The organism is bacterium SCSIO 12741, from assembly GCA_024398055.1.
Lineage (GTDB): Bacteria > Bacteroidota > Bacteroidia > Flavobacteriales_G > Salibacteraceae > SCSIO-12741.
Map to the genome: position 1 here is coordinate 103,044 of CP073749.1, position 23,608 is coordinate 126,651.

General features: G+C 41.9%; 22 protein-coding genes, 1 pseudogene and 1 riboswitch. Of the genes and pseudogenes, 4 read left to right on the plus strand and 19 right to left on the minus strand.

The genetic code is table 11. The annotated features are described in order from the left end of the window. Positions 1-7: 7 nt before the first annotated feature. Together KFE98_00420 and KFE98_00425 are read right to left on the minus strand one after the other, a co-directional pair. Positions 8-1,096: a glycosyltransferase family 2 protein gene (locus KFE98_00420; GenBank protein UTW62656.1), complete on the minus strand. Its 1,089-nt coding sequence runs from the start codon at positions 1,094-1,096 to the stop codon at positions 8-10. A gap of 209 nt (positions 1,097-1,305) precedes the next feature. Then, complete coding sequence (locus tag KFE98_00425; protein UTW62657.1) at positions 1,306-3,360, minus strand: hypothetical protein; 2,055 nt, start codon at positions 3,358-3,360, stop codon at positions 1,306-1,308. Between the two features lie 1,069 nt (positions 3,361-4,429). On the opposite strand from KFE98_00425, the gene KFE98_00430 reads away from it, so the two are divergent. Both KFE98_00430 and KFE98_00435 read left to right on the plus strand, forming a co-directional pair. Continuing rightward, entirely contained in the window at positions 4,430-6,163 is a 1,734-nt protein-coding gene (locus KFE98_00430) for a helix-turn-helix domain-containing protein (protein UTW62658.1), read from the plus strand. 452 nt (positions 6,164-6,615) lie between these two features. Then, positions 6,616-7,572 carry an NAD(P)-dependent alcohol dehydrogenase gene (locus KFE98_00435; GenBank protein ID UTW62659.1) on the plus strand — a complete coding sequence of 319 codons (957 nt, stop codon included), beginning with the start codon at positions 6,616-6,618 and terminating at the stop codon, positions 7,570-7,572. Between the two features lie 193 nt (positions 7,573-7,765). Here KFE98_00435 and KFE98_00440 read toward each other — a convergent pair whose 3' ends face one another. The 4 genes and pseudogenes from KFE98_00440 to KFE98_00455 form a co-directional block, all read right to left on the minus strand. Continuing rightward, positions 7,766-8,095, minus strand: a complete 330-nt coding sequence (locus KFE98_00440; GenBank protein UTW62660.1) for a hypothetical protein — start codon at positions 8,093-8,095, stop codon at positions 7,766-7,768. Between the two features lie 10 nt (positions 8,096-8,105). Continuing rightward, positions 8,106-8,357, minus strand: coding sequence for a hypothetical protein (locus KFE98_00445; GenBank protein ID UTW64606.1), 252 nt, complete (start codon positions 8,355-8,357; stop codon positions 8,106-8,108). Between the two features lie 74 nt (positions 8,358-8,431). After that, positions 8,432-9,642 (minus strand): annotated as a pseudogene (locus KFE98_00450) (adenylate/guanylate cyclase domain-containing protein). An 82-nt stretch (positions 9,643-9,724) separates the two neighbouring features. After that, the gene (locus KFE98_00455; protein UTW62661.1) at positions 9,725-10,390 is read right to left on the minus strand and encodes a hypothetical protein; all 666 of its coding nucleotides are present in this window, start codon (positions 10,388-10,390) and stop codon (positions 9,725-9,727) included. Between the two features lie 718 nt (positions 10,391-11,108). On the opposite strand from KFE98_00455, the gene KFE98_00460 reads away from it, so the two are divergent. Further along, the gene (locus tag KFE98_00460; GenBank protein ID UTW62662.1) at positions 11,109-11,537 is read left to right on the plus strand and encodes a hypothetical protein; all 429 of its coding nucleotides are present in this window, start codon (positions 11,109-11,111) and stop codon (positions 11,535-11,537) included. An 81-nt stretch (positions 11,538-11,618) separates the two neighbouring features. Here the strand turns inward: KFE98_00460 and KFE98_00465 are convergent, their stop codons facing one another. The 3 genes from KFE98_00465 to KFE98_00475 are packed head-to-tail and all read right to left on the minus strand — an operon-like array spanning position 11,619 to position 13,890. After that, positions 11,619-12,059, minus strand: a complete 441-nt coding sequence (locus KFE98_00465; protein UTW62663.1) for an OmpA family protein — start codon at positions 12,057-12,059, stop codon at positions 11,619-11,621. A 40-nt stretch (positions 12,060-12,099) separates the two neighbouring features. Next, a complete protein-coding gene (locus tag KFE98_00470; protein ID UTW62664.1) occupies positions 12,100-12,480 on the minus strand; it encodes a hypothetical protein in 381 nt (126 codons plus the stop codon). A gap of 27 nt (positions 12,481-12,507) precedes the next feature. Continuing rightward, the gene (locus tag KFE98_00475) at positions 12,508-13,890 is read right to left on the minus strand and encodes a serine hydrolase (protein ID UTW62665.1); all 1,383 of its coding nucleotides are present in this window, start codon (positions 13,888-13,890) and stop codon (positions 12,508-12,510) included. Positions 13,891-14,060: 170 nt separating this feature from the next. Between KFE98_00475 and KFE98_00480 the strand changes: the two genes are divergently transcribed. Continuing rightward, positions 14,061-15,497 carry a beta-lactamase family protein gene (locus KFE98_00480; protein UTW62666.1) on the plus strand — a complete coding sequence of 479 codons (1,437 nt, stop codon included), beginning with the start codon at positions 14,061-14,063 and terminating at the stop codon, positions 15,495-15,497. 3 nt (positions 15,498-15,500) lie between these two features. Here KFE98_00480 and KFE98_00485 read toward each other — a convergent pair whose 3' ends face one another. From KFE98_00485 to KFE98_00530, 10 genes are all read right to left on the minus strand, one after another. Beyond that, complete coding sequence (locus tag KFE98_00485) at positions 15,501-16,268, minus strand: MBL fold metallo-hydrolase (GenBank protein UTW62667.1); 768 nt, start codon at positions 16,266-16,268, stop codon at positions 15,501-15,503. A gap of 141 nt (positions 16,269-16,409) precedes the next feature. Further along, entirely contained in the window at positions 16,410-17,591 is a 1,182-nt protein-coding gene (locus KFE98_00490; GenBank protein ID UTW62668.1) for a hypothetical protein, read from the minus strand. 73 nt (positions 17,592-17,664) lie between these two features. Continuing rightward, complete coding sequence (locus KFE98_00495) at positions 17,665-18,147, minus strand: DinB family protein (GenBank protein ID UTW62669.1); 483 nt, start codon at positions 18,145-18,147, stop codon at positions 17,665-17,667. A gap of 23 nt (positions 18,148-18,170) precedes the next feature. Continuing rightward, positions 18,171-18,698 (minus strand): hypothetical protein, encoded by a 528-nt coding sequence (locus tag KFE98_00500; protein ID UTW62670.1) that lies wholly within the window; start codon positions 18,696-18,698, stop codon positions 18,171-18,173. 84 nt (positions 18,699-18,782) lie between these two features. Then, entirely contained in the window at positions 18,783-19,085 is a 303-nt protein-coding gene (locus KFE98_00505) for a hypothetical protein (protein UTW62671.1), read from the minus strand. Between the two features lie 108 nt (positions 19,086-19,193). Next, complete coding sequence (gene thiD, locus KFE98_00510) at positions 19,194-20,009, minus strand: bifunctional hydroxymethylpyrimidine kinase/phosphomethylpyrimidine kinase (protein UTW62672.1); 816 nt, start codon at positions 20,007-20,009, stop codon at positions 19,194-19,196. Further along, positions 19,997-20,650, minus strand: a complete 654-nt coding sequence (gene tenA / locus KFE98_00515; protein UTW62673.1) for a thiaminase II — start codon at positions 20,648-20,650, stop codon at positions 19,997-19,999. Before tenA ends, thiD begins: the two co-directional genes overlap by 13 nt. Then, entirely contained in the window at positions 20,626-21,246 is a 621-nt protein-coding gene (thiE, locus tag KFE98_00520) for a thiamine phosphate synthase (protein ID UTW64607.1), read from the minus strand. The genes tenA and thiE overlap by 25 nt, the downstream gene beginning before the upstream one ends. A gap of 20 nt (positions 21,247-21,266) precedes the next feature. Beyond that, a complete protein-coding gene (thiM, locus tag KFE98_00525) occupies positions 21,267-22,040 on the minus strand; it encodes a hydroxyethylthiazole kinase (protein ID UTW62674.1) in 774 nt (257 codons plus the stop codon). 80 nt (positions 22,041-22,120) lie between these two features. Next, positions 22,121-22,213: riboswitch (TPP riboswitch) on the minus strand. 94 nt (positions 22,214-22,307) lie between these two features. Beyond that, on the minus strand, positions 22,308-23,540 hold the full coding sequence (locus KFE98_00530; protein UTW62675.1) for an erythromycin esterase family protein: 1,233 nt from the start codon (positions 23,538-23,540) through the stop codon (positions 22,308-22,310). Positions 23,541-23,608 lie beyond the last annotated feature (68 nt).

Sequence of the window (23,608 nt, forward strand, 5' to 3'; positions counted from 1 at the left end):
TATTTGTTTAATCGGTCATTGTCTTGAATATCCATCCACATTGCGAAGAATAGGATTGGAACGACCCGGTAAATAGGAAGAAGAACGCCAAAATGGGTTCGTATGACAGGGAGTAACCCTGAATGAATGACATCAATATTTTTAATCCGTAAGGAATCGCCAATATCCCCAAGGCAAAGCTTAGGTGATACAGCAAAAACAGCGGGTGAAAATCGCGGATTAGGTACTTCTGGTAGAGACGCTGAAAAAACAGCTTCATCAGCAACCAGGACACCTTCCGAATCACCTTCTTGATTTTCATTTTCGACTGCTCCCCTACCCGATACACAGGCTTAATCTCGATTTCACGAAGCGTGGCGCTGATGATGTTTAGCTTGACCAACATATCGTTGGGCATTCCGTAGCTCCGGTAGATATCGTAGATCTTAATCGAGCGAAGGGCATGTAGACTAATCGCCGTGTACCCAGTCTGCGTATCCGAAACCTTCCAGTATCCTGAAGCAATCTTGGTAAAAATGGAAAGGATGGAGTTTCCGAAAAAGCGGATTTTAGGAATCACAATTTTAGAACTCGGGTGAATCAGGCGATTACCTTTTACGTAGTCAATGCCCTCTTCAATTACCGGTAGGCAAATCGATTCCAGTTCATCAGGATCCATTTGACCATCACCAGCCATCACCGCAGTACAGTCAATGTTGTGGTCCTTACACCACTTGTATCCACGGGCAATAGCGGCGCCCACTCCCCCATTGTCGATATGATCGATGAGGATAATTCGATCCGTATCTTCCTGGGTATTGTAGACTTCCGACTTAACGTAGTATTTGATTTCTTCCACCTGAGCCTGGTGTACCACAACATCGGCCTCGTTGTAGCGAGTCTTTACGATCTCCTTGTCAAACTCGGGAATCGTGGTGGTTTCGTGCGTATCCTTGGCAATGTAGTCGCGGATAACTTCCGAAGTCCGGTCTTTACTTTTATCGTTGATAATTACGATACGGTCCACAAAATCCGGCATGGTTTCGATCACCATTCCGATCTGTGTTTCCTCGTTGTAGGCCGGTACAACGACGGCCACGGTTTTCCCTTTTAACATATCCTCAAATTGGCGACAAAATTAGGCATTTCATTTTGAGAATGGGTAGGTGTTGAAACTCTGCTATTTTAGAGGGGTTTTCGAGCTAAGTTGGGAGGGAAATTGGGTGGGTGGATTTTGTTGGGGAGTTGGGGTTAGATCAAAGCTTAAACTATAGTGGGCACAACCCAGAAATCAAGATTCCCTTATGTTCTAATTAGTGCTTACCGTCAAACTTTTATCTCTTTCTCCAAAGCATCTATTTCGTTCGACAATTTGTCAAGTTGACTTTTGTCAAAATTTGACTTCCTGTACATCTTATCTCTAATTCTGTTTTTTCTTCTTTCAATTAACTGAACTGGATTTACTGTCTTTTCGGTAAACACCATATAGATCAACGAAAAAAATAAAGGGATTGAGTAAAATAAAATCCAAGCCCATTGTTCAGAGTTATTCCACCCAAAATGCAAGATTAGATAGTGAACAATCATAAATGCTCCAATCAATACTATTAAAAAGACCATTTTGTGATTTCTTATAGATGATCTAATTTGCAAATCAATCTGAGCCTTCTGGTTCTCTAAAATTCTCTTCGAATTTTCCTTCTCGTTGAGAATTGTTCTTTTCGCTTCCAAGAGATCCAAATTGACCTTGTTATGCTCCTTTAATTGATCTTGTATTTCTATTTCTTTCTGAGACAGATTACTTCTTAAAATACTATTTTCCTCGGATTGCTTGGCCGCCTCTTTCTTGAAGTGTTCTTGCTCTTTCAAGAATGTCTCTATGCTATCTTCAGATATTCCGTCCAATATTGCCTCAACGTTATCCATTACAACGTCTTCGGGTTTTTTTGCTTGTTTTCTGAGTTCAATTATTGAGGCCTTGGCTTGGTCTTCGCTAATCGCACCAGTTCTATATTTAGTTTGTAGTTCTTCAAATTTTTGGCCTACAGATTCATTAATTTGGTTTGATAGAACAATCTGAGCCTTTGTAATTACATCAAACGTTAAGGGCAACTTCCCATTTCCAAAACCCTTATTCAACTTAAACCAAAATTTATTTGTTAAAAAGCTCAAGGTTGTAGCTAAAGGTACTTGACCGTAAGCTTTAACATTTTCATTCCATGCAATTTGAATAGTTTTAGAATTGCCTGAAAGTAAAATGTATCTAATGTTGTCGAAGTTGTTTTCCTTGGTATCTTTTCTATGAATACTCACGTAATTCAGAAACCGAAGGTATTCTGAAGGGGCCTCAATCCCTAAATCCTCCGCTAACCTATTTATCACATTCTGGTCAACAATATTATACTTATGGTTATGCTCACTAAAGTATTCATTGTAATCATCTTCCTTGATAAGTGCAGATTTTAGTAACGAAAAGAAATCAGCTTTCTTGCCAACCACATCCGCTTTGGAATCACATCCGTCAACAATGGTCATCATGGCTGTTACCCTTGGGTTTGCCTTATCTTTTCCTTCAACTATGTATTCAGCCTTTTTAAAAAATCTTTCGATTTCGTCTTTTACTTCACTAAAATATCTAAGCTTTATTCTGTTTGGGTGTCGCCTATTTATCTCATTCACATAATTGAAAAAATCATTTGAAAGTTTCTGATAGACCTGACCATTATAACCGGCTAGATGAAATAGTATTTCCGTTTCGATGAAAATTGTAAAATCATTTTTCCAAGAACCTATTTCGTTAAGATTAGTGTTATATTTAATTCCAGTGTAAAGAACTATACCTTCCTTTATTGTTGAAAGCTGCACTTTAAAAGAAGCATCATCTTGTTTGCCGATGATAAATGCACTAATTAACTCAGAATATTTATTGGAGTTCGCTCCATCTATTAAAAAAGTAATGAAGGAATGGACTAAATCTGTTTTCTCCTTTTCTGCTAATTCTTTTTCCTTGTGTCCAGATACAAATTCGAACAATGATTGGATAATCTTATCATTATTACTCTGAATCTGATCCTTTTTTATGTTGATATTTTTCGATTTTAATTCGGCAAGGTTGTCTATCGAATAAATACCTCTTTCCTTACTCAGGGATTCGACCCTGTTCAGTGAGGTCCTAATTACTGCCTCGGGTATACTGAAATCATATGTATCATTTAATAAGTTTGTGATTTCAGTCAAGTTGAAAGAATGTTTTGAGCTTGACAGGATTACTTCAGTGATAAACTCTGATATAATACCGTAAATATCCTTCTCACTGTTATATAGTTCCCTGAAAACAGCCAAAGAGGCAAGACATTTACTTTCTTCTATAGTTTCTGACATTTTATTGTTTATCCGCTTGCCCAGGGCAATTACATAATATCGTGCCGCCTTACCCTTAATTCACTACCAATAGGATTTTAAAAGTTAAAGAATCATGAAATTTTTCAAGACAAGCTTGCCTGAATGCAATTCATCGTTTAAAGTGGCAATACCAAATATAAATGAAAGAGAGATAAGACTCAAAAACAAGGACATCAAACTGTTAACCGGATATCGAATAATCCTGGAAATAAAGGATCAGGCTTGATTTATTGAATTCTCTTGTGAATTGAGAGAAGACCACCTTGAGCACCATTCAAAAACAGGAAATTTCACTGCCTATCCCCCCGAACAGTCTCCCCCAAATAAACAAAGTGAAACTCAACGGTTCCATCCTTTTCAAAAAACAGAAATTGAGTATCTCCTCTTCCTTTCAGATCCAAAAATGATGATTGAATGCTCGTCTAAGGTTTGTAAAAATTTCCTGGATGGCTGTTTGCAATTGGTGTAATAGAAGTGTTCACCAAAAACAAAGGGATCTGTATTATGTAATCCTCTAGCTTGATTTGGAAAGAATGGATAATGAATGGCATGAGGCTTAGAAGGAAAGAACGAGAATTTATTTCCTGTCAATTCAAATCTGGATGGAGGTTCCCATTCTCCCCAAAAAAAGAGATCTCCTTGCTTGGGAATGAAGTTCAAGGAATCCCCCAAATTTTCCAGGTAATATCCACGCTGCTTAATGAACTTCCTTTTGTGAACAGACTCTTGGTTCCAAAAACGAATTCCCGTGTTCCCCATTGCATCATCAAATCGATAAGCCGACCCATTTTTAGAACTTCGTCTTGAAAGATTCAATTCTGGTCCATTGTGCGAAAACTGTACGATCATTTAAGGCTAATTGTATTTCCAGAAAATTTACAACTGAATTGCTAAAAACAAAAAGATTATCGACTCAATTTAGAAATCTTTATGGTCTGTAATAATCGAGACCTGGAGCACCACGCCCTGAATCAATAAGACTATTTTTACACCGCATTACTTGGCGTTGACAAAGAACCTATCCATAGCTGTTTTGCCTTTTAAGAACATGAGTTCGGATAAGGAGAATGAGTACTTCTGCGATGGAATTACGGAAGAGATCATTAATGCTTTGGCCCAGATCGGTTCTCTGAAAGTAACTTCCCGAACCTCTTCTTTTTATTTTAAGGACAAAGAGATTCCTGTTTCAGAAATCGCCAAATCACTGGGTGTAACCACCATTTTAGAAGGCAGTGTAAGACTGGCGGGTAATATGGTTCGAATCACGGCTCAACTGATTCAAGCGAAGGAAGACTTTCATTACTGGTCGGAAAACTGGGACCGGAAACTGGAGAACATATTTGAGATTCAGGATGAAATTAGTTTGCTCATTGCCGATAAGATTCGGGAAAATTTTGGGCACTTTGAAATTCAGGATCACCTGGTTTTGAAGCAGACCGATAACATCAATGCTTACGAGTATTCACTCATGGCCAAGTTCCACAAAAACAAGTGGAATCCGGATGATATCGTGCTGGCAGAAGACTACTACTTGAAAGGATTGGAATTGGATCCAGAACATGTGGCTTCGCTGGTTGGACTGGCCGATGTATACAGCTTTATGGGAATGACGGGCCTGCTGTCCTTTCAAGATGCCTGGGTAAAATCCAATGACCTGGTAGAAAATGCCTTGAAATTGGATGCCCAACATCCTGAAGCGTATTACCAGAAAGCCAATAGTTCCTTTTTCACGGATTGCGATTATACCCAGGCTTTTCGTCATGCTACTGCAGCCATCAAGCAAAAACCGAACTACGTAGAAGCCCAGCAGTTTCTGTCCTTCCTACATGTATTGGCGGGAAACACTTCTCAGGCCAGAGAGCATTTGGACATTGCCCTGGGCATTGATCCACTTTCGCAAGAGACGCTTTTTTACAAGGCCTACTTTGCCTACATGGATCGTAACTATGCTGATGCATTGGAGCAATTGAACAGTTGTCTGGCTGTCAATCCAAAGAACATTCCGGCTCATACAGTTAAAACCCTTTGCCTGCTTAAAATGGGGCAATACCACGAGGTGATCCACTACACAGACGATTTGCCTGTTGAACTTCCAAAGGGAGAAAAGGCGGGTGCAACATCTCTGGCCTACGCCTTAATGGGAGATCAGGTAAAAACCTTAGAATACCTAAAAATCCTCAAAGAGCAAGCTCAATCTACGGATGGGTTTACGGCGGATTCGTATCTATTTCTGCTGTATGCCGTTACCGGCGAAACCGATAAAGCCTTCGAATGGGTGGCCTCCGGGTTGGAGCGAAAGACGTCTTTGTTGATGTTGCGTTATCCAGATCCTTTGGTAGATTCACTGCGGTCTGATCCACGCTACCTAAGCTTTCACCAGAAAATGTTTCCTTCCAAAGTTGGAAGTGCTTCCAAGCCGGGTAAGAAGTCGCTTATGGATGATGACTCCGCCGAAAACTTCCGGTTAAAACTCATGGCCCATATCGATCAAAACCAGCCCTATTTGGATCCCGACCTAAGTCTTCGAATTCTGGCCGATCAAATTGATCTGCATCCCAATCTATTGTCCTGGTTGCTCAATGAAAAAATGGGTCAGAGTTACAATGAGTTTATCAATGCCTACCGCGTGGAGCATTTTAAAACACTGGCCAGGAATCCGGAAAACGCTCACCTCACCTTGCTGGGAATGGCCTATGACAGCGGCTTTAATTCCAAAACGGTATTTAATACTTACTTCAAAAAGCTCACGGGGCTTACTCCGAAGCAATTTTTGAAAGAATAGCTGTGGTTCATACCTTTCACAAACTTAACTGAGAACCGGATTGTTTTACCTTCCCACTTCTATTTTCCTGGCTGACCCTGGAAATATCCTGCCAACTTTAGTGCAACCGACTTTACTTTTGTCTTGATACAAAAGAAAGTAGGCAAAGAAAAAATCAAGAGCCAAATAATCCCCAGCCCCCAAGTTCCGACAAGCGTAACTTCCCCAAACTCTGCCCGCGCATTTGGCTCAGGCCAGCACACTTTTTAGAGTTGGCGAGATTAACCAGTTCCTATTAAAACCAATCAAAAAAGCCCTATTCTTCATTCTCGTTCCCATTCTCGTTCTGTCCGGCGACTCCCGGGCTCCCACTTCGTTCGGAATTATAATTCCACACACCTCTATGATATCCCGAACATTTAGGCGCAATTGCCGCGGTACGTTTGCCTTGTCATTCATTAAAAACAAAAATTATGAAAGCAGCAGTTTGTACCCGATACGGTAGCCCAGAAGTCATTCAAGTGCAAGAAGTAGCCAAACCTCAACCTAAAGATGATCAGGTTTTGGTCAAGATTAAAGCCACCACCGTTTCCTCCGGAGACGCCCGCATCCGAAGAGCCGATCCAGCCATCATTCGCTTGATTTTTGGTTTTAGAGGGCCTCGCAAATCCGTTTTGGGTGTGGTTGTAGCCGGTGAAGTTGAATCCGTGGGTAAGAAGGTGACAAAATTCAAAGCCGGCGACCAAGTATTCGGAACCACCGGCATGTCCTTCGGAGCTCATGCCGAGTACCAGTGCATTGCCGAAAACGGTACCCTGGCCTTAATGCCGGAAAACATGTCTTACCAAGAAGCCGCCGCCCTCCCTTTTGGTGGAACGGCTGCTGCTCATTTCCTTCGTAAGGCCAACATTCAAAAAGGCCAGCACGTGCTGATTTACGGAGCCTCCGGAGCTATTGGAACCATCGCCATTCAACTGGCGAAGGAGTTGGGGGCTGAAGTCACCGGCGTATGCAGTGGAAGAAATACCAAATTGGCCAAATCCCTCGGTGCCGACCATGTGATTGATTATACCCAGGAAGACTTTAGTGAAAATGGGGTTCAATATGACGTTGTTTTGGAAACCGTGGGCAAGTGTACCTTCTCACAGGTTCGCAAAGCCTGTAAAAAAGACGGCGTTATCCTATTGGCCAGTGCCGGCTTAGGGATGACCTTAAGAGGAGCCTTTTCTGCGCCCTTGGGAGGACACAAAGTCATTTCCGGTGTGATCGAAGAAACCGAGAAAGACATGAACTGGTTTAAGGAATTGTTTGCCGCTGGAAGACTGAAGGCCGTGATTGATGAGGTTTATTCTTTAGAGGATATAGCCCAGGCTCACGCTCGTGTGGATAGTGGACGTAAGGTTGGGAATGTTGTTGTGGGGGTTGGGTAGCATGGATTCGCCTCTATGGCCCGTATTGGACAAGATTTAGTTGGAATCCGATTTCGATATCCCTGATGAAGGTAAAATGAGAATGTTCGCCTAAAGATTCAAACCGGTTGGTTAATCGTCTCAATTAGCGAATTAATCCAGCTGATATTTTGCCGAGGCTAGGAAAGTTTATCGGAGATAATTCAAAATACTTCTAATCATCTTGAACTTGATTAAAAATCAAATTGAATTCCTCAATGGACAATAAATGATTGATTATTTCTTCAATTTCAGCTCTGCATATGCGTTCTACAATTATCATGTTTGAAGCCCAAAAGAATCGACCATCTAAACATTCGCCGCTCTTTTGATTTTTCTTTCTTAAATACTCAATGTTTCTGTAGGTAAAGAATGAAGCGACATATCTGCTTTTATTCTTGAAAGTGACAATAACATCAGAATTGTCATTTGATTCTAAGGTTCCACCCAGAATGGCCCCCTTTTCTTCACTTTCAATCCAAATATCACATATCTGATTGTTCATGCTAATTACATTAGGGATTTTGTTCGATGTAAATACCCCAAATATTATTTGAAAATTCACCAGCTGAAAACCGAACTGTTTCAGAACCTCGGGTAATTTGGTAAACGCTGAAGGTATAACATTGACCATATTTTGGGTCTTTGATTTTAATAGACTCACCTGTCGTTTTCCATTCTAAATCCCAAATATTCAAACCTTTAACCTCAAAAGACTCACTATCCAAGACTGTCTTTATGTGCTTCCAATTTTCATCCATGATCATCGTCTTTTCTCGCATAACGCAATCAATCATCCAGCCATGTAGCTTTCAGCCCTCGACACCTCAGCTACCCACAACTACTGAACAAAATACATCTCCAACTCCCTTTTCCCTTGGCAAAGATTTTTCCCCGGGAGAGACAGGTGAAGTTGTCCTTGACCAGTTCGTAAGTTGAAGCGGAGATGTTGATTTTACCGGCTTCGCCGGTGGACTCTATTCTACTGGCGGTATTGATGGTGTCTCCAAAAAGGTCGTAGGCAAACTTCTTTTTTCCTACTACACCTGCGACTATGGTTCCTGAATGAATGCCCACCCGCATCCTCCATTTGATTTCGTGGCTTTTGTTTCTCTCCTCAAGGTAGGACAGCATCATTTTTGCTGCGGTAACACAGTTGGCTGCATGATCTGTATTTTCATCTTCCAGGCCGCACGCAGCTAAATAGGCATCACCAATGGTTTCAATCTTTTCAACGTTGGTTTCCTCCATGATGTCATCGAATCGCCCGAAAATTTCGTTTAATTCATTGACCAAGGTGATGGCCGATATGGACCTCACCAACTCTGTGAATCCTTCAAAATCAGTAAATAAAATCGACACATTCTTATGTCTTTTAGGGATGGTCTTCCCACTCTCCTTTAGGTCTTTTATAATGTGTTCGGGTAAAATATTATGCAGAAGATCATCTGACTTTTTCTGTTCTGCCAACAAGGAATCTTCCGATCTATCAATAAGTACAGACAAGCTCCAAATCAAGGCGATACAAATCAAAGCCGTCATTCCGATATTGACAATCTGGGATAAATATGGATCCATGTCCTCGTTGTGTGCCTGGAATTCTGATTGAAAGACAACCGCAGCAATCAAAGTCAAACAGGCCAATAAACTGAAACCATTGGCAATCGCCCTTGCCTTACGCGGAAAAGTCATGTAGGGTAAAATGATTAGCAAAAAACCGACTGTGGTAATTCCTGAACGGTAGCCGGATAAATAAAGAAATACGAGAACGGACAAATAGGCCGCTAAGGAAAGCCAGACGGAAGCGAATACCCGCCGACCTTTCTGGTTAAACACCAAAACGAGCAGAAACATCAGGCCCAATATGGTATTCCACACCGCGCTTGTAGTTTCCGATATGGACAGGGCAATGGCCATCCACAACCCGTTGAACAGAACCCCTAAAATTCCGGCTATATTGGTTACCCGCAGATACCTTTTCTCAGTTACTGAAAACTTGTCGTTTGCCCCAATATCAACAATTCTTTGAAAGAGCGTTTGTTTTTTTGTCATCTACTGAGTTTTGGTTATTCCCGACTTCTTTTGATTACCCAATTCCTAACAGTCAATTTATGTCTCTATCGCATCAATCAACTCATTCATAGAGAAGATAATTTCTCTTCCTCCTGTCTTTATAATAGAGCTCAGTCAGTAATTGGTCTGGATTGTTTTCTAATTCTTGTATTCTCTGGTAATAAAAAGAATAAACAACGGTATCTTGTTGGTAAACATATTGATACTCGGATATTGCTTTTTCGGGATTCCCTTGAATTTCATAAAGATTTCCGATATACCACTTAAAGTCAGGATTCACTTCGGCCGCTTGTGCAAGCAAGGCCATCGCTTTGTCAAAGTCCCCTTGTTTAATATAGCAGCCGGCCTTATTTGCTTGGTTTCTGGGTGAATCAAAAGTTAATAATTCATTCAACTGAAATCGCTCCATGGCAAGAGCAATACTGTCATTGTCGTAATAGATTTCACCAACAATGGCATGAAGGATAGAAACCTTCGAATCATCAAGTGACTTGTCATTTTCAATCAAAGAGTCAGCATAGATCACTCCATCTTTTAGATTAGCATCGGAACGTCTATACAGCTCTTGGATTTTTGAATCCCAGGCAAGGACTTTCTGATTATGCCTTTCAGCGTGCTTGGCAAAATCTTTTCTTATTTCATTCATGTAATCGTTCGCATTGGTCTGATTAGGTTGACAACCCGAAAGAGAGATTAGAAAAACGATTATGGTAATGGTATGCTTCATTTTTATAGAATTCAACGTTCTGACTTAAATGTCGCTTGACGGTTAGGTTAGAGATGCATTTAAGTTCGTATTGTAGCTCGCTTTTATTTCAATTTCTCGTTTTATGTTCCTGCCTGAAGCTACCCATGTTCGATGATAATAGACTGTTGTATTGAACTCATTTGCTATCAATTGTCCAATTTCTTTAATCTCTTTTTAGTCAATTTTATTTTTAGTAATCGAAATTCCATAGTTGCAATTCTCCGGAACTGTATTATCCCAATCACTAAGTGTCCCTTCCTCATAAGGCCGACTTACATTAAATTTCAAATCATCCTTACTTGATTCTCCCCACTCAGTTTCATTTTCGCTATCAAATTGAAATTCAGACAAGCCTATAAGACTCTTCATTCGGCCACAAAAATCCTTTAATGTCAAATTACATCGTAATGCTAAGTGTTCCATTTTAATGAAGTACAAAGTTTTGTATTCTATCATTCCAGCCGGCGCCACACAATATGTATACCATTGAAGTGAGTTATTCCTCCCTATATTTTTGTGTTTCAGGTTCCCATTTTATCTTATTTACTAAAGCCTATTCCTATGCATTAAACATTTGCCCGTAAAGTCCATATTACTGATAGTTGATCTGGCTTGACTCAAATATAGATGAAAGAAAAGTAGGGCTAAAAACACATGAATGGTATAGTACTATTTCAATATTTTAGAAGGATCGGAAATGAGATTATCAAACCTAAGATATCAAGACGTTGAAGAATCCTTCGGAATGGGTGGCCCCTATCTTGGAACACTTGAATTCAATGGAGAAATACTGAATAGGAGATTTCTTGCTAATGGTGAAAAACTATCTCTGAATAAAACAAAAATTGTTTTAGCGCAATATTCAGGAAATAGAAATGACGGCATATTGGGTTTGAGTCTCCAAAGAGTGTTTCACATTGTCGTCTATGATGAAGTAGTAGACGAATTTTATCAATCTATAGATTCCTTCGAGAGCCTTACTATTGAGAAAATGGAAGGTAATCTCATCACTTTTCATGAAGCTTTTCATACTTCATTGAATGAGTTTAAGCGGACCGTTAAATTCACTGAGAAGAACTTCAATAAAATGGAAAGGGATAATATAATCGCCACAAAAAGAGAATAAAAGTCAACTGCCTCTTAGGCATTACCGCCAGACAATCAGATAAGTGCTTTGGCTGGCCAAACTCAAAACTAATTCCGAAATTTAGTATCTCCTTAAAACCGTAATTTCATACCTTCTATTTCGTTGATGAGCTAGCTCCTTTTCTTTCGTCGTTTGTATGCCTCGAATCTTCTCCTCGGAAAATACGGGATCACCTTCCCCATACCCTTTGGCTACCATTCTTTCAGATTCTATTTCAAAAGTCTCGTGAAAGACTTGACAAGCCATTATTGCTCTCCATTCACTGAGTTTTAGATTGGCAACAGAATCCCCCCTGTGGTCAGTGTGCACCCCAATTTCAAATACCCATTCAGGGTGAGCTTCCAAATAATTAGCGACAGCTTTAAAGGAATAGTAAGATGCCGAATCATTAGATGGATAAACCCTCCCTTTCATATCCGAAATTACCTGGAAGGATTTCCGATCTCCTATTTTTAGTTCTTCTGATTGATTGGTGGTCTCACAACTGATACCGAAAAACATGATGGTCAAAAAGATTGGGAGGCTTTTGATTGAAAAGGATTTAATCATTGGTTGATTCGTTGTTTGTTTCTACTATCTCCACGCCCATATCCTCCATATTCTTAGCGAGGGTCAATGCCAAATCATCTTTCATATCCATGGACACTAAATCGATGAAATAACTCACATCTGAAAAGTAGTCTTCGAATTTTTTGGAAAGGATCAAATTCTCCTTTTCATATTCTTGATCATCATCGTAGAACAATACAATTGCTCTAATCTTATTCAATGACAAAAAGCCATTTCTTCGATAAACCAAACAGAAACCTTGAATGCTGTTTAACGGGGTAAATACATCCTTCAAATAGTCTGACAAATCATGAGGTGGGCTCTTCCAGCGGCTATATATGATTCGTTGTCCTTTGGGTATGTAGGTTTCCACTTTGTTGCTGGTTTGGTAACTACTAAGTTAATAGGAATCTTCTGAAGGGAAGTCACCTAAGTCAATAACCATGAATGTGCATTCACTGCCTATCCCCCGAACAATCTCCCCCAAATAAACAAAGTGAAACTCGACGGTGCCATCCTTTTCAAAAAACAGAAATTGAGTATCCCATTCTTCGGCGAAGAACTCATTTTTGGATAGTGGATAGATGGGATGCCCATTACCATTGGAAAATCGGAAGTAGAGCTCGCCATCTTGCATCGAGATGGTCCACTCTTCGCCATTCATAAGGTATACTCCGGTATAGGTTTGAAGTAGGTCTTCAGGGAGCTTGATTCTCTTTTTGATGGGAAGGGGTTTTCCTATGGCTATTGCGGTTAAACTTTTAGCTGTTTGGGTTGTGGGGCTACACAGGCAATTGGAGAGTATAATGGTCAAGGTTTTGGAGAATGGAATGAACCAGGCACTGGAAAGAAATCCGTTGATTCCGCCTTCATGGGAAATGAGTTTTTCTCCTTGTAGGCTATCTACAAACCAGCCGTATCCGTAATTGGAATAGCTCCCATCGTTTAACCGGAAGGGAGTGTGAGCGGATTGAAGCGTTTGCTTAGAGACCAACTTGTATTCAAACAGTGCCTGATACCACTTGTTTAAGTCATTGGCGGTGGAGAGCAGATTTCCGGCGGAAAAGGGAATGGACATATCGATAAAGGTGGCTTTTTGAATCCTTCCATCTACCTCTTCATAACCCATTGCCCGTCTGTCTATGATCGAATCGGTACGATCAGCCAGGGTGTGGGTCATACCTGCTGGGCTCAAAAGGTGATTGGAGATGTATTGATTGTAGTCCTCTCCTGAAACTTGCTCGATGATCAAACCCAACAAATGATAACCCGAGTTGCAGTAACTAAATTGAGAACCGGGTTCAAATTCCAAGGGCAAATCCTTAAAGTAGTTGACCAGAGAATCGGGATCGCAACCGTTTTGCATTAGGTCTTTTTCAAAGACTTCCAGTTCGGTGATCTCCGCTAATCCAGAGGTGTGGGTCAGAAGATGTTCTATAGTTAGGGGATATTCCTTTTTAGGGAAGTTGATCAGGAATTTCTGGATGGGATCCTTTATACTCAGCTTCCCCTCTTCCATCAACTGAAGAATGGCGATGGCCGTAAATTGCTTAGTCACGGATCCAATTCTAAATCGGGTATGCTCGGTTGCTTGAAGCTTTAACTCCATATTGCTCAAACCTTTTACCTGAGAATAGATGGGTCTAAATTCCTGACTAACAAGCACACTAACGGCTGGACCGTTGTTGAATTTGGACTGAACAATGGAATCTATCTGTTGAACTGACTGCTGACCAAACCCAATCAGGGGAAAAATGAAAAGAGGCAGGAATAGTTTTTTCATGGATTTAACCGATGGCTATGCTTGTTCTAATGGATGTTGAGCTTAAATTTGAACCGATACTCCAGCATCCTAAGAATTGTTTCCGGGCTAAAATTATCGAAGTTCTCTTTCCCAAACACGATTTCTCGATTCGGTGCGTTGTTGTCTCCAACTAATTGACACCCCAAAGAATGAAATACACCTTTTTAGCCTTAACTGTAGTAGGCTTACTGGGATCTTGCTCCCCAACCTCTTCTTCCGACAGCCCCGCCACCGTTTACAATGAAAAATCGAAAATCCTGGACTCGCTGTATACTGAATTGCACCAATACGGGGAATTCAATGGCAACGTGCTGGTAGCGGAAAACGATACCATCATCTTTCAAAAGAGTTTTGGATTGGCCAAAAGAGAAACGGGTCAAATGCTCGAGGATAACTCTGTTTTTAACCTGGCCTCGGTAACCAAACAATTTACGGCTACGGCCATTGCTTTACTGGCTAAGGAACAAAAGCTATCCCTCGATGACGAACTGGCAAAACACATTCCAGAACTTGAATTTTACCAAGGAATAACCATCAATCACCTGGTCAGACATACTTCTGGCCTACCCGATTACATGCAGCTCTGGGATGAAAAAGGCGACACTTCGCAAGAAGCCTCCAACAGCTCGGTGATCGAACTTTTTGCGAAGGAAAAGCCAGACCTTCTTTTTGAACCCAATGAAAAAATGCGCTACAGCAATACGGGCTACCTCCTGCTCGCTACGATTGTTGAACGGGTATCCAATCAATCCTTTGGGGCCTTTTTGGACGAACGAATCTTTACTCCATTAGACATGAAGGATACGAAGCTGCTTTTTGTGTACAAGGACGGTGTAAAATTGAACAAGTTAACCGCTGGCTATTCCCAAGATTCAACGGGTTCATACGTACCCAACATTGAATATGCTCAGATTTTTGATGGCGTTTATGGCCAGGGACGATTGTATTCAACCACTACAGATTTATTCAAATGGCACCAGGGATTAAGGAAGTATAAACTGCTTTCTGAAGAGGAAACAAAAAGCCTTTTCTCCCCTTCTACTTTGAACTCGGAAGAAGAAATCAATTATGGGTTTGGCTGGTTTTTGAAGGATGATGAGAATTACGGAAAAATCGCCGCACATAGCGGAGGCTGGGCCGGGTATGTCACCTACCTGGAAACCCATTTGGATGATAACAAAGTCATGATCATTCTTCAAAACAATGGAAATGCCACTGGCAAAACCAGAATACCGATGCAGAATACCCGAAGAGTGTTATACAATGAGCCCCTGGAAAGCCAGCTTCGACTCCCCACAGATCTTTTGAAAAAGTACGCCGGAACCTACGTTTCTGAAAAAGGAAAGGACAAGGTCATTTTGTTGGAGCATCAATCTCTTTGGATGGTACTGGACAAGGAAACCAAACTTGAATTAATCCCCGACTCCAAAACAAAATTCATTGTCGATGGATTTAGTCCAGAGGTGACTTATGAGTTTTTCCTGGATGATCAGGGCGACGTAGAAAAGTACCGGGTACAGCAACCGGAACATGAAATTGACCGGATAGCCATGCGCAAAAAGGCTGGTAGCGATTTACCGGGTTAATCCCTACTTAAGGGTTTCAATCGCCCTTTCCCATTCAAACTCCTCGGGATCGTGGTATCCAAAATAGGTCATTTGATCTCCATGGGTTTCAATTAAACGACGAACCTTTTCCAAGGATTCCAATCGGGCTTCGTTATCCACCGCTCGGATAGTCGCTAATTGATCTACGGGATGGTTTTTATCCTTTAATTCTGCTCGAAGGTAGTAGGCATCTCCGGCATAAAAAAGCCAGTCCTTATCGGTTTTGATGGCTACACCACAGTGACCAAGCGTATGGCCAAATAAAGGAATGAGGTAGGCTTCAAAATCCAGGTCCAGCTTACGAGCAGGTAATCCAAACCATTCGCTGTCATTTTGCTCATACTGGCGTATGGAGGGATGATAGGCCAATTGGTAATTCAGGTAGCGCTCGTCTCCCTGGTTGAAGGCATCAAGCTCTTCGCTGGACACGTGCAACCGGGCATGGGGAAAGTCCACTGCCCCACCGATGTGATCCGGATCGAGATGGGAGCACACGATGTTTTTTGCTTGGTTTGGATCTAATCCTAATTGCTCAATCTGGCGAATGGCAGTATAGCTTTCGTCGAATTGAAATCCGGTGATTTCTACCAGTTCTTTCCCTAATTTCTTTTCGGGTTCGCGGTTTTCTTCTAATCCTATTCCGACGTCTATCAGAGTTAGGGTTCCGTTGTTTTCAATGAGCAGGCAATGGCCAATGGCAGATCCAAAGGGTGATTCTATTTGGACGCAGTTTAGGTGATGGAGGAGCATTACAGTGCGAGTTTGAGTCCGAGGACGTTTGGATTCAATTGTTTGTTACCTCAATAACGGTATGAATCGTTTGGGGTTTGTGAAGCTATTGTGAATCATCTGGTTGGTTAGATTCACTTTATCATAACGGAAGCCATCCCATTAGCCCTTATCTAAAAGCTTCTTGATTTCTTCCTTTCTCAATTGGGCTCCTTCATTTGTAGGGTCAATCTCAAGGACCATTTCGTACACCTCCATACTCTTGCCGTATTCCTCCAGCTGAAAGTAACAATCTGCAAATTCCAAGAGCATCATTAGATCGGACTTATAGAGACTTGTACATTCTTTGTACGCATCTATCGCCTCGGGCCATTTTCCTTGATAGTGATTAACATAGCCAGTCCATCGAAAGGCCTCTACGGTTGGAGTAAACTCAAAATTCACCTTATTCGAAAAGGCTGCGTAGTGGTCTTTTACATCCTGGGCGGTGATTGTATCAGTGGGCATGATCGTGCCAATGGCATAACCTTCATACAAGTTGGTTAGTCCGTCAATCAAACTGGGAAGCCGAACAGAACTATGCCCTTCTTCATAGATTTTCAACTCTGAATTGACCTTTTTGCCTTGTAACAGATCGTAGAATTCCTGATGCGTATCCACATTGTATTGCTGCCTTTCCTTTCCTCCATTGGCAGTGGAAATGAAAACGTTGGATTGAATTTTTGAATTGCCGTTTTTCTCCACGTACCGGATCACATCACCGTGTTCGTACCAGATGCTCGGATCATACAACTGAAGGGCTTCAAAGGGATTCTCCTGCACCAACATATAAGCCCCAAAATACCCACTTAAGGAATGACCGATGTAAACATCAAAACCATTGGTGTTGTATTCGGAGTTGACCCATGGAACTACTTCATCTACCAGATACTTCAAAAAGTTGACTCCTCCCCCGGTGAGACTATCCGAAAAATAGGTCGCGATCAGCGAATCAGGGGTTCCATCAGAATTGTAGCTGTTGGTGGTAAAGGTTAAATCGTAGACCCTCTTTTGGGGATCCTGGTAGGGAATGCCGACAACGATGTGATTGGGAATCTTATCATTAACCGCTAACTCCTTCATAATGGCATAGGTAATATCAAATTGGTATTCTGCATCCATCACATAGATGGTAGGATAGCTAATCGTGGAATCGTAACCGGCAGGTAGTCCTACCCAAATTTCGCGGGACTCATTTAGGTACTTGGAGTTAATTGAATGTTTCTTCCCTCCAAAATCCGGGTCTTGAGAAAAAGCGGTAAAGCAGTTCAGGCTCAAAATGAGAACCAGGGCAATGTATTTCATGGATTGTTTTTTCTTGGTATCAAAAGAAGTCATGATCCCTTTCTCTAAATGAATCGGAAAATAGAAAATTTAGCTAACCTAATAAGAGCTTAAACTTCTCGATCTGTCTCCGATGCCGGAGTATATGGACAATGGCGTGTTGCATGAGCTGCTCCACATCAAAAGTTTGCCCCCATCTTACTTGGATCTTTTTAGCGTTGTCGTATTCGGTCAATTTGAGATTGGGGTGGTCTTCGAAAAGCTTTTCGGTAAACTGAAACATGATCCACAAGGCCGCTCGGTATTCTTGGACACTGCTTAAGGTTTCTTTGTCGCGATAATCCTCATCCTCTCCTTGCCACTTTCTGATTTCAACCGCATAGGTATAACCGCTTTGGACAAGATGAGTCAATATAGTTTGGATGGAGTGGCAATCGGCGTCTTTTGTATCCGGATCAATGATCTGTGTCAATTCACTTGAGCTCAAATCAGCGATAACGGTAAACAATTCGTTTAATGCCTTTTCATACTCATCGAGTAAGGCTCCTACTGCTCCATTGGTTCTGTATTTTCTCACGGGTATTGAAATAGGTTATTCGTTTAAAAGGAGGACAGCAATCGCTCGATGGCAGTGATATCCTTCCCACTTTTCGACCTTATTTTCTTGAGCACAACAATCAATCCGGTCAAATGAAAATACATGTTGCTCTTTTGCCCTTGTTTGTCTTTAATCGAAATGAAGTAGGTCAACAGGCTGATGTTCAAGGATTGAATTTGATCGAACTTGAATTCCTTTTCCTGACCAAATAGGGTGTGAACCGTGAATCCATCATCAGTGGTTGAAACTTTATGTACCTGGCATAATCTGATAATCCATACTCCGAATAGAAATACTGCCACGATGATCAACCAAACCAGAGGATGATAATACTCAGGAGCATTCGACATAAAGCGAGGTACAATCAGGATGGCCAATGCGATCAATATCATTAAGTAGCCCATAAACAAATAAGCCTTGGGCATGGAATGCGTATTTCTCATCACCACTGGGCTGGCTGCCTTCTTATTCAGGAATTTGAATACTACCAAAGTCAAAAGCATGCAGGATGCAATTATCACTTCTTTCATAAACTCCTGTATTTAATGGGATTGGGCAATTGGCTACGAGTTTGCATCAAACTTACTAAATGGTTCTCAACCTTTTGAATGCAGTCAGCTCGATCTACCCGAAAGGATGGACGCCCTTGCTTTATTGGGGTTCCAGGCTCTCAGTGCTTTCATTTCCTCTTCATTTTCGCACCTGATCAATAGCCCCGTCAATCGATTCTCCTTGGGGAGTCGCATTCCCATATCCACTCCAGTGATCATCCGCTTCAAGGATTCTCCGTTAATGTCAAATTGGAGCACATCACCCTGATTCACTTCACCCTGGAGAACGATTCCTGCAAAAGTGAGCCCTCTTCCGGTGATGATGAAGGGCTCGTGAATCTCAAACTGACCTTTTATATCTTCCATAGTTGAAAAGTTGAAACGAATCAGAATACCTGGCATTGTCCCTCATTCTACCGAAATTCGTTTTGGATAAAGATATCAGAACTACGAAAAATCAAACCGCCACTGTCCTTATTTCAACCCGAAGTGGTTTATCGGACCATTTCCCCGGCCCAAGGTTTTGTCCTTACCTTGATCAATCGCACGATTGATGTATTCGCATCCTTTCCTTACTGCGCTTTCCAAATCGTTACCCTGACTCAGAAAAGTGGCGATGCTTGAGGACAAACTACACCCGGTTCCATGTGTGTTGTTCGTATCAATTCTTGGGTTCTCAATAATCACCGTTCTATCACGGCCGTATTCGTACAACACATCCATCATGTTTTCAGTTGAATCCTCTAAGTGCCCCCCTTTTAGCAACACAGAGGTTTTAAACTGCTGACCAATTTCGCGTGCTGTGGCTTCGGTATTGTTTCGATCAATGGTATGCCCGATCAGTACTTCCGCCTCTTTGGTATTTGGAGTAATCAAGACGGCCTTGGGCAACAATTCCTTAAGGCAACCAACAGCCTCACGGGTAATTAAGTGATCGCCTGAAGTGGCTACCATAACCGTATCAATCACAACGTTGGAGGCCTTGTACTCTGACAGTTTTTGGGCAATCGCCTCAATGACTTCGCAGGAATGAAGCATTCCAATTTTTACCGCATCAAAATGGATATCGCTAAATACGGCATCCAATTGCTTCTCGAGGTGTGAAATCGGGATGGGGTGAATATCCGTAACGCCCTGGGTATTTTGTGCCGTTGTGGCCGTGATAACACTTGCCGCATAGGCACCACAAGCCGAAATACTCTTAATATCCGCCTGTATTCCAGCGCAACCTCCGGAATCGCTGCCGGCAATGGTCAATACACTCTTGTAAGGGTTCTTCATACTTTCCATGATTCTTTGTGGTAGGCACTGTCCCAAAACATCCATTCCAATTTTGACGCTTTTTCAAAAGCTTCATTCATTTTCTCCCGTTTTTCTGGTGAAGCGGTAACCGCATATTTGTCAGTGATTTCAACCGCTTGTTTTACCGAATTGGCAAACTCTTCACCGCCATAGGTATCGATCCAATCCTGATAAGGGTTATCGCCCTCATGACTTTGATTAGCCAGGATATAGTCCCCCACTTGTTTGTAGATAGTAAAACATGGGAGCACGGCAGCAAGACCTTCTTCCAAGGATTTTGAATGGGCCATCCGGGATAAATAACTGATGTATAATTCACAGGTGGGAGAGGTTTCATTCACCCGCTCTTCCCGACCCAAAAAGTTTTGGTGCAGGGCATTTTCTACGTGGATAATTCCCGTTGCAGCGCCCAAAAAGAATTGGGTATCGTTTTCATCCGGACATTGAATACCGATCTGAGCCAAAACCTTTTTGTATTCGGCCAGGTAAAGCGTATCCTGATGAATGTAAAAATGGAATACCTCCTTGGGAAGCGTTCCCGCCATGAGCTCTTTGATGAAAGGATGCTCCGTTATTTGCTGAAAAATGTAATCTGTTTTTACACTTATTTCTTTGTACCAGCTTGCCATATAATTTCTTTTAGTTGTTTCGTTGCCTGTTCCGGGTCGTTTGCTTGAGATATAGCTGAAACCACCGCAATTCCCGCTGCCCCATTTTGCATAACCTCCGCCGCATTGTTTGAATCAATTCCCCCAATACAAACGATAGGCTTTATGCTTATGGCCTTCAATCTTTGTAGGCCCTCAATACCCAAAGCAGGATCTAAATCCTTCGTTTTTGTAGCCGTGTTATAAAGCGGAGATAAGCCAATGTAATCTACTTCAAGGTGGTTGGCTTCAGCCGCTTGTTCTTCATTACTGACGGACCAGCCAATGATTTTTTGGGTCCCCAATAATTCTCGAGCAAGGATCACGGGCATATCCTTTTGCCCCAGATGAACTCCATCTGCGTCTATGGCCAAAGCAATATCGATTCTATCATTAATAATCAGCGGGGTGTCATGCTTTGTACAAAGGCTTTTCGCCGCCACTGCACGTTCATAAAATCGTTTCGTATTCAGGGTCTTTTCTCTTAACTGAACGATACTTACTCCACCTTTTAGACTGGCTTCCAGAACCTGGAAAAAGAGCTCGTCGTTGGTGATGCGCTCGTCCGTCACAAACATCAAAGAACAGTCTGCCTTTTTCACTTTTCTTCAAGCAATTGATGCAGAGCGTCGATAAAATTCATTTGGAAGCTTCCTGGACCCTGGGCAGTTTCTTCTGCCTTCTCGCCTGCTTTGCCCATAATTTCCATAGCTTGGTGAGCCGCCGAATGATAATCTGGGTTAACCGCAACACAAGCCCCAATAATACTGGTAGCTGTACATCCCATTCCGGTTACTTTGGCCATCAGGGGACTTCCGCTGGTTACTTTGTCCAATCGTTCGTTTGTTACTATAAAATCAGTTGCCCCACTAATCACAATAGTATTGTTGAGTTGCCTGGAAAGCTCTTTAGCAGCCTCCAAAGCATTTTCTGAACTTGTGGTACTGTCCACTCCTTTGGTGCTATTGCTGAGTTGGGCCAAGGCCATAATCTCTGAAGCATTTCCCCTTATCACTGTCGGTTTGTAGGTTTCCATAATCTTCAAAGCCGTTTCGGTTCTGTATTTCGAAGCGCCCACACCTACCGGGTCAAAAACGATGGGTTTGTTCAGCTCATTGGCTTTTTTCATCGCCTTTTCCATGGCTTCCACCCATTTGGGACTCAAGGTCCCCATGTTGATCACCAAGGACGATGAAATAGAGGTAATGTCTTCCACTTCTTCAATGGCATGAGCCATTACCGGTGATGCCCCTGCAGCAAGTAATGCATTGGCCGTGTTGTTCATCACTACATAATTGGTGATGTTGTGAACCAAAGGTGATTGTTCACGTAATTCTTTCAATATTCCGCTGAATTGTTCTTTTTCAGGCATTGTCTATAGCGTTAAATTTTGAGCAATAAAAAAGCCACAATCACAACCGTGAGAGTGGCTCATATATCTATGTATCCAATGATTTTCAATCCTCGTTTCCCTCCGCTGTCATTAAACATCTCAGGTTCATAGGGTATAATCTCAGCCTTTAAGGGGCACCCCTAACGATTGGGTAAAGTTACTTTTTTGTCTCGGGTAAATGCCAACTATGCGGAAAAGAGTTTTGAGCAAGGGATAACGGTAAATGGATCGTTAAGATCTATGGACTTATTCTGCCCAATTGATTTTATGGGTTTGGTTGAGGTAAATGATCCCGTCAAAAGCTTTACCGAGTTCTTTGGTTTCTGTTTCCTCATCCCTGATTACCGCCCCTGCACCACTCATGGTTGTCAGGTTGGAATTCAGGAATTCTATAAGTGTCGAATCTTCTCTTGCCTGGCGGATATTTAAAAAGGCATTGGGTTTACCAAAGTCTTTCAAACAAGCCGTAAAGGAGTCTTCTACCACACTTTCATGACCAAAAGCAATGAGTTTGCCGTCGTGTGAAAACGCCATATACTCGCCGGTTCCAAAATCTGTAGCCAGGTTAAAATAGGCATCGCCATACATCTTTCTCAATTGGTGCCCCGCCACATCTACCGATCCGTTGTCCACCCAATCTCCTACATGAGCATTGTGCGCCCAGTAAAGGGCTTTGGATTCGGTACCGTGAAAATGTAAAATCCACTCGATGTTTTCGGCGATGTACATATCTCTCATGTCATGCTTGCGCTGTTCGGCATTTTGGTGAATGGCCATAACAAATTGGCCCAGCACCAGCACATGACGATAGGCTAATTCCAGCTCTTTTTCGGAGGTTTTGCTTTTGAGGATTTCATAGTTATCTGTGAAATAGTTTTTTAGCTTCACATAAGACACGTAATAATCGGTTTTCTCATACTCCTCCATCGGCTGCCACAGGTGTTTTTCAAACCCGTCGATCCGATAGTTGGTATCTGCTTTTTTCAGGAAATCTCTTATTCTGTTCGCGTCTGAAATCACGTATTGCATTTCGCTGCCGTACACATGGATCTTTTCCGCATGATTCTGATTGTATTCCCTCAAGCCATTCATTAATTGATGAAACTCCTGGGTGTTGTATCTCCAGGTAGAATTGTGCTCTTTCAAAATGGTTTTTAAATCATCTCTACGCCCCTGGATGTAGTCATTTAAGTATTGCCCTTCACCAAAACCCGTTTCAAGGATCAAAATTTTAAATCCATGATTCTGGGACAAGTAGGTCATCAAATCCTTGGTCAGCAAAGTGAATTCAGCCGTTCCGTGAGTATCTTCCCCATACCCCACTATGCGCACGTCTTTCAAACTACTGTCGAAAAAGGAGAATGAACTTGCCTTGAGGCTATCAAAACCGGTGATGTATTTTTCCAATTGAGCATTGCATTGAGCAAGAGCTGCAACTGCAAATAGTCCAGCAAATAGGGTCGTTAGTATGTATTTCATCGGTTTTGTCAATCTATTTGGATTGGGCCTTCAAGATAGGGATATTGAGTTTGAGAGCGGGGAAAGCA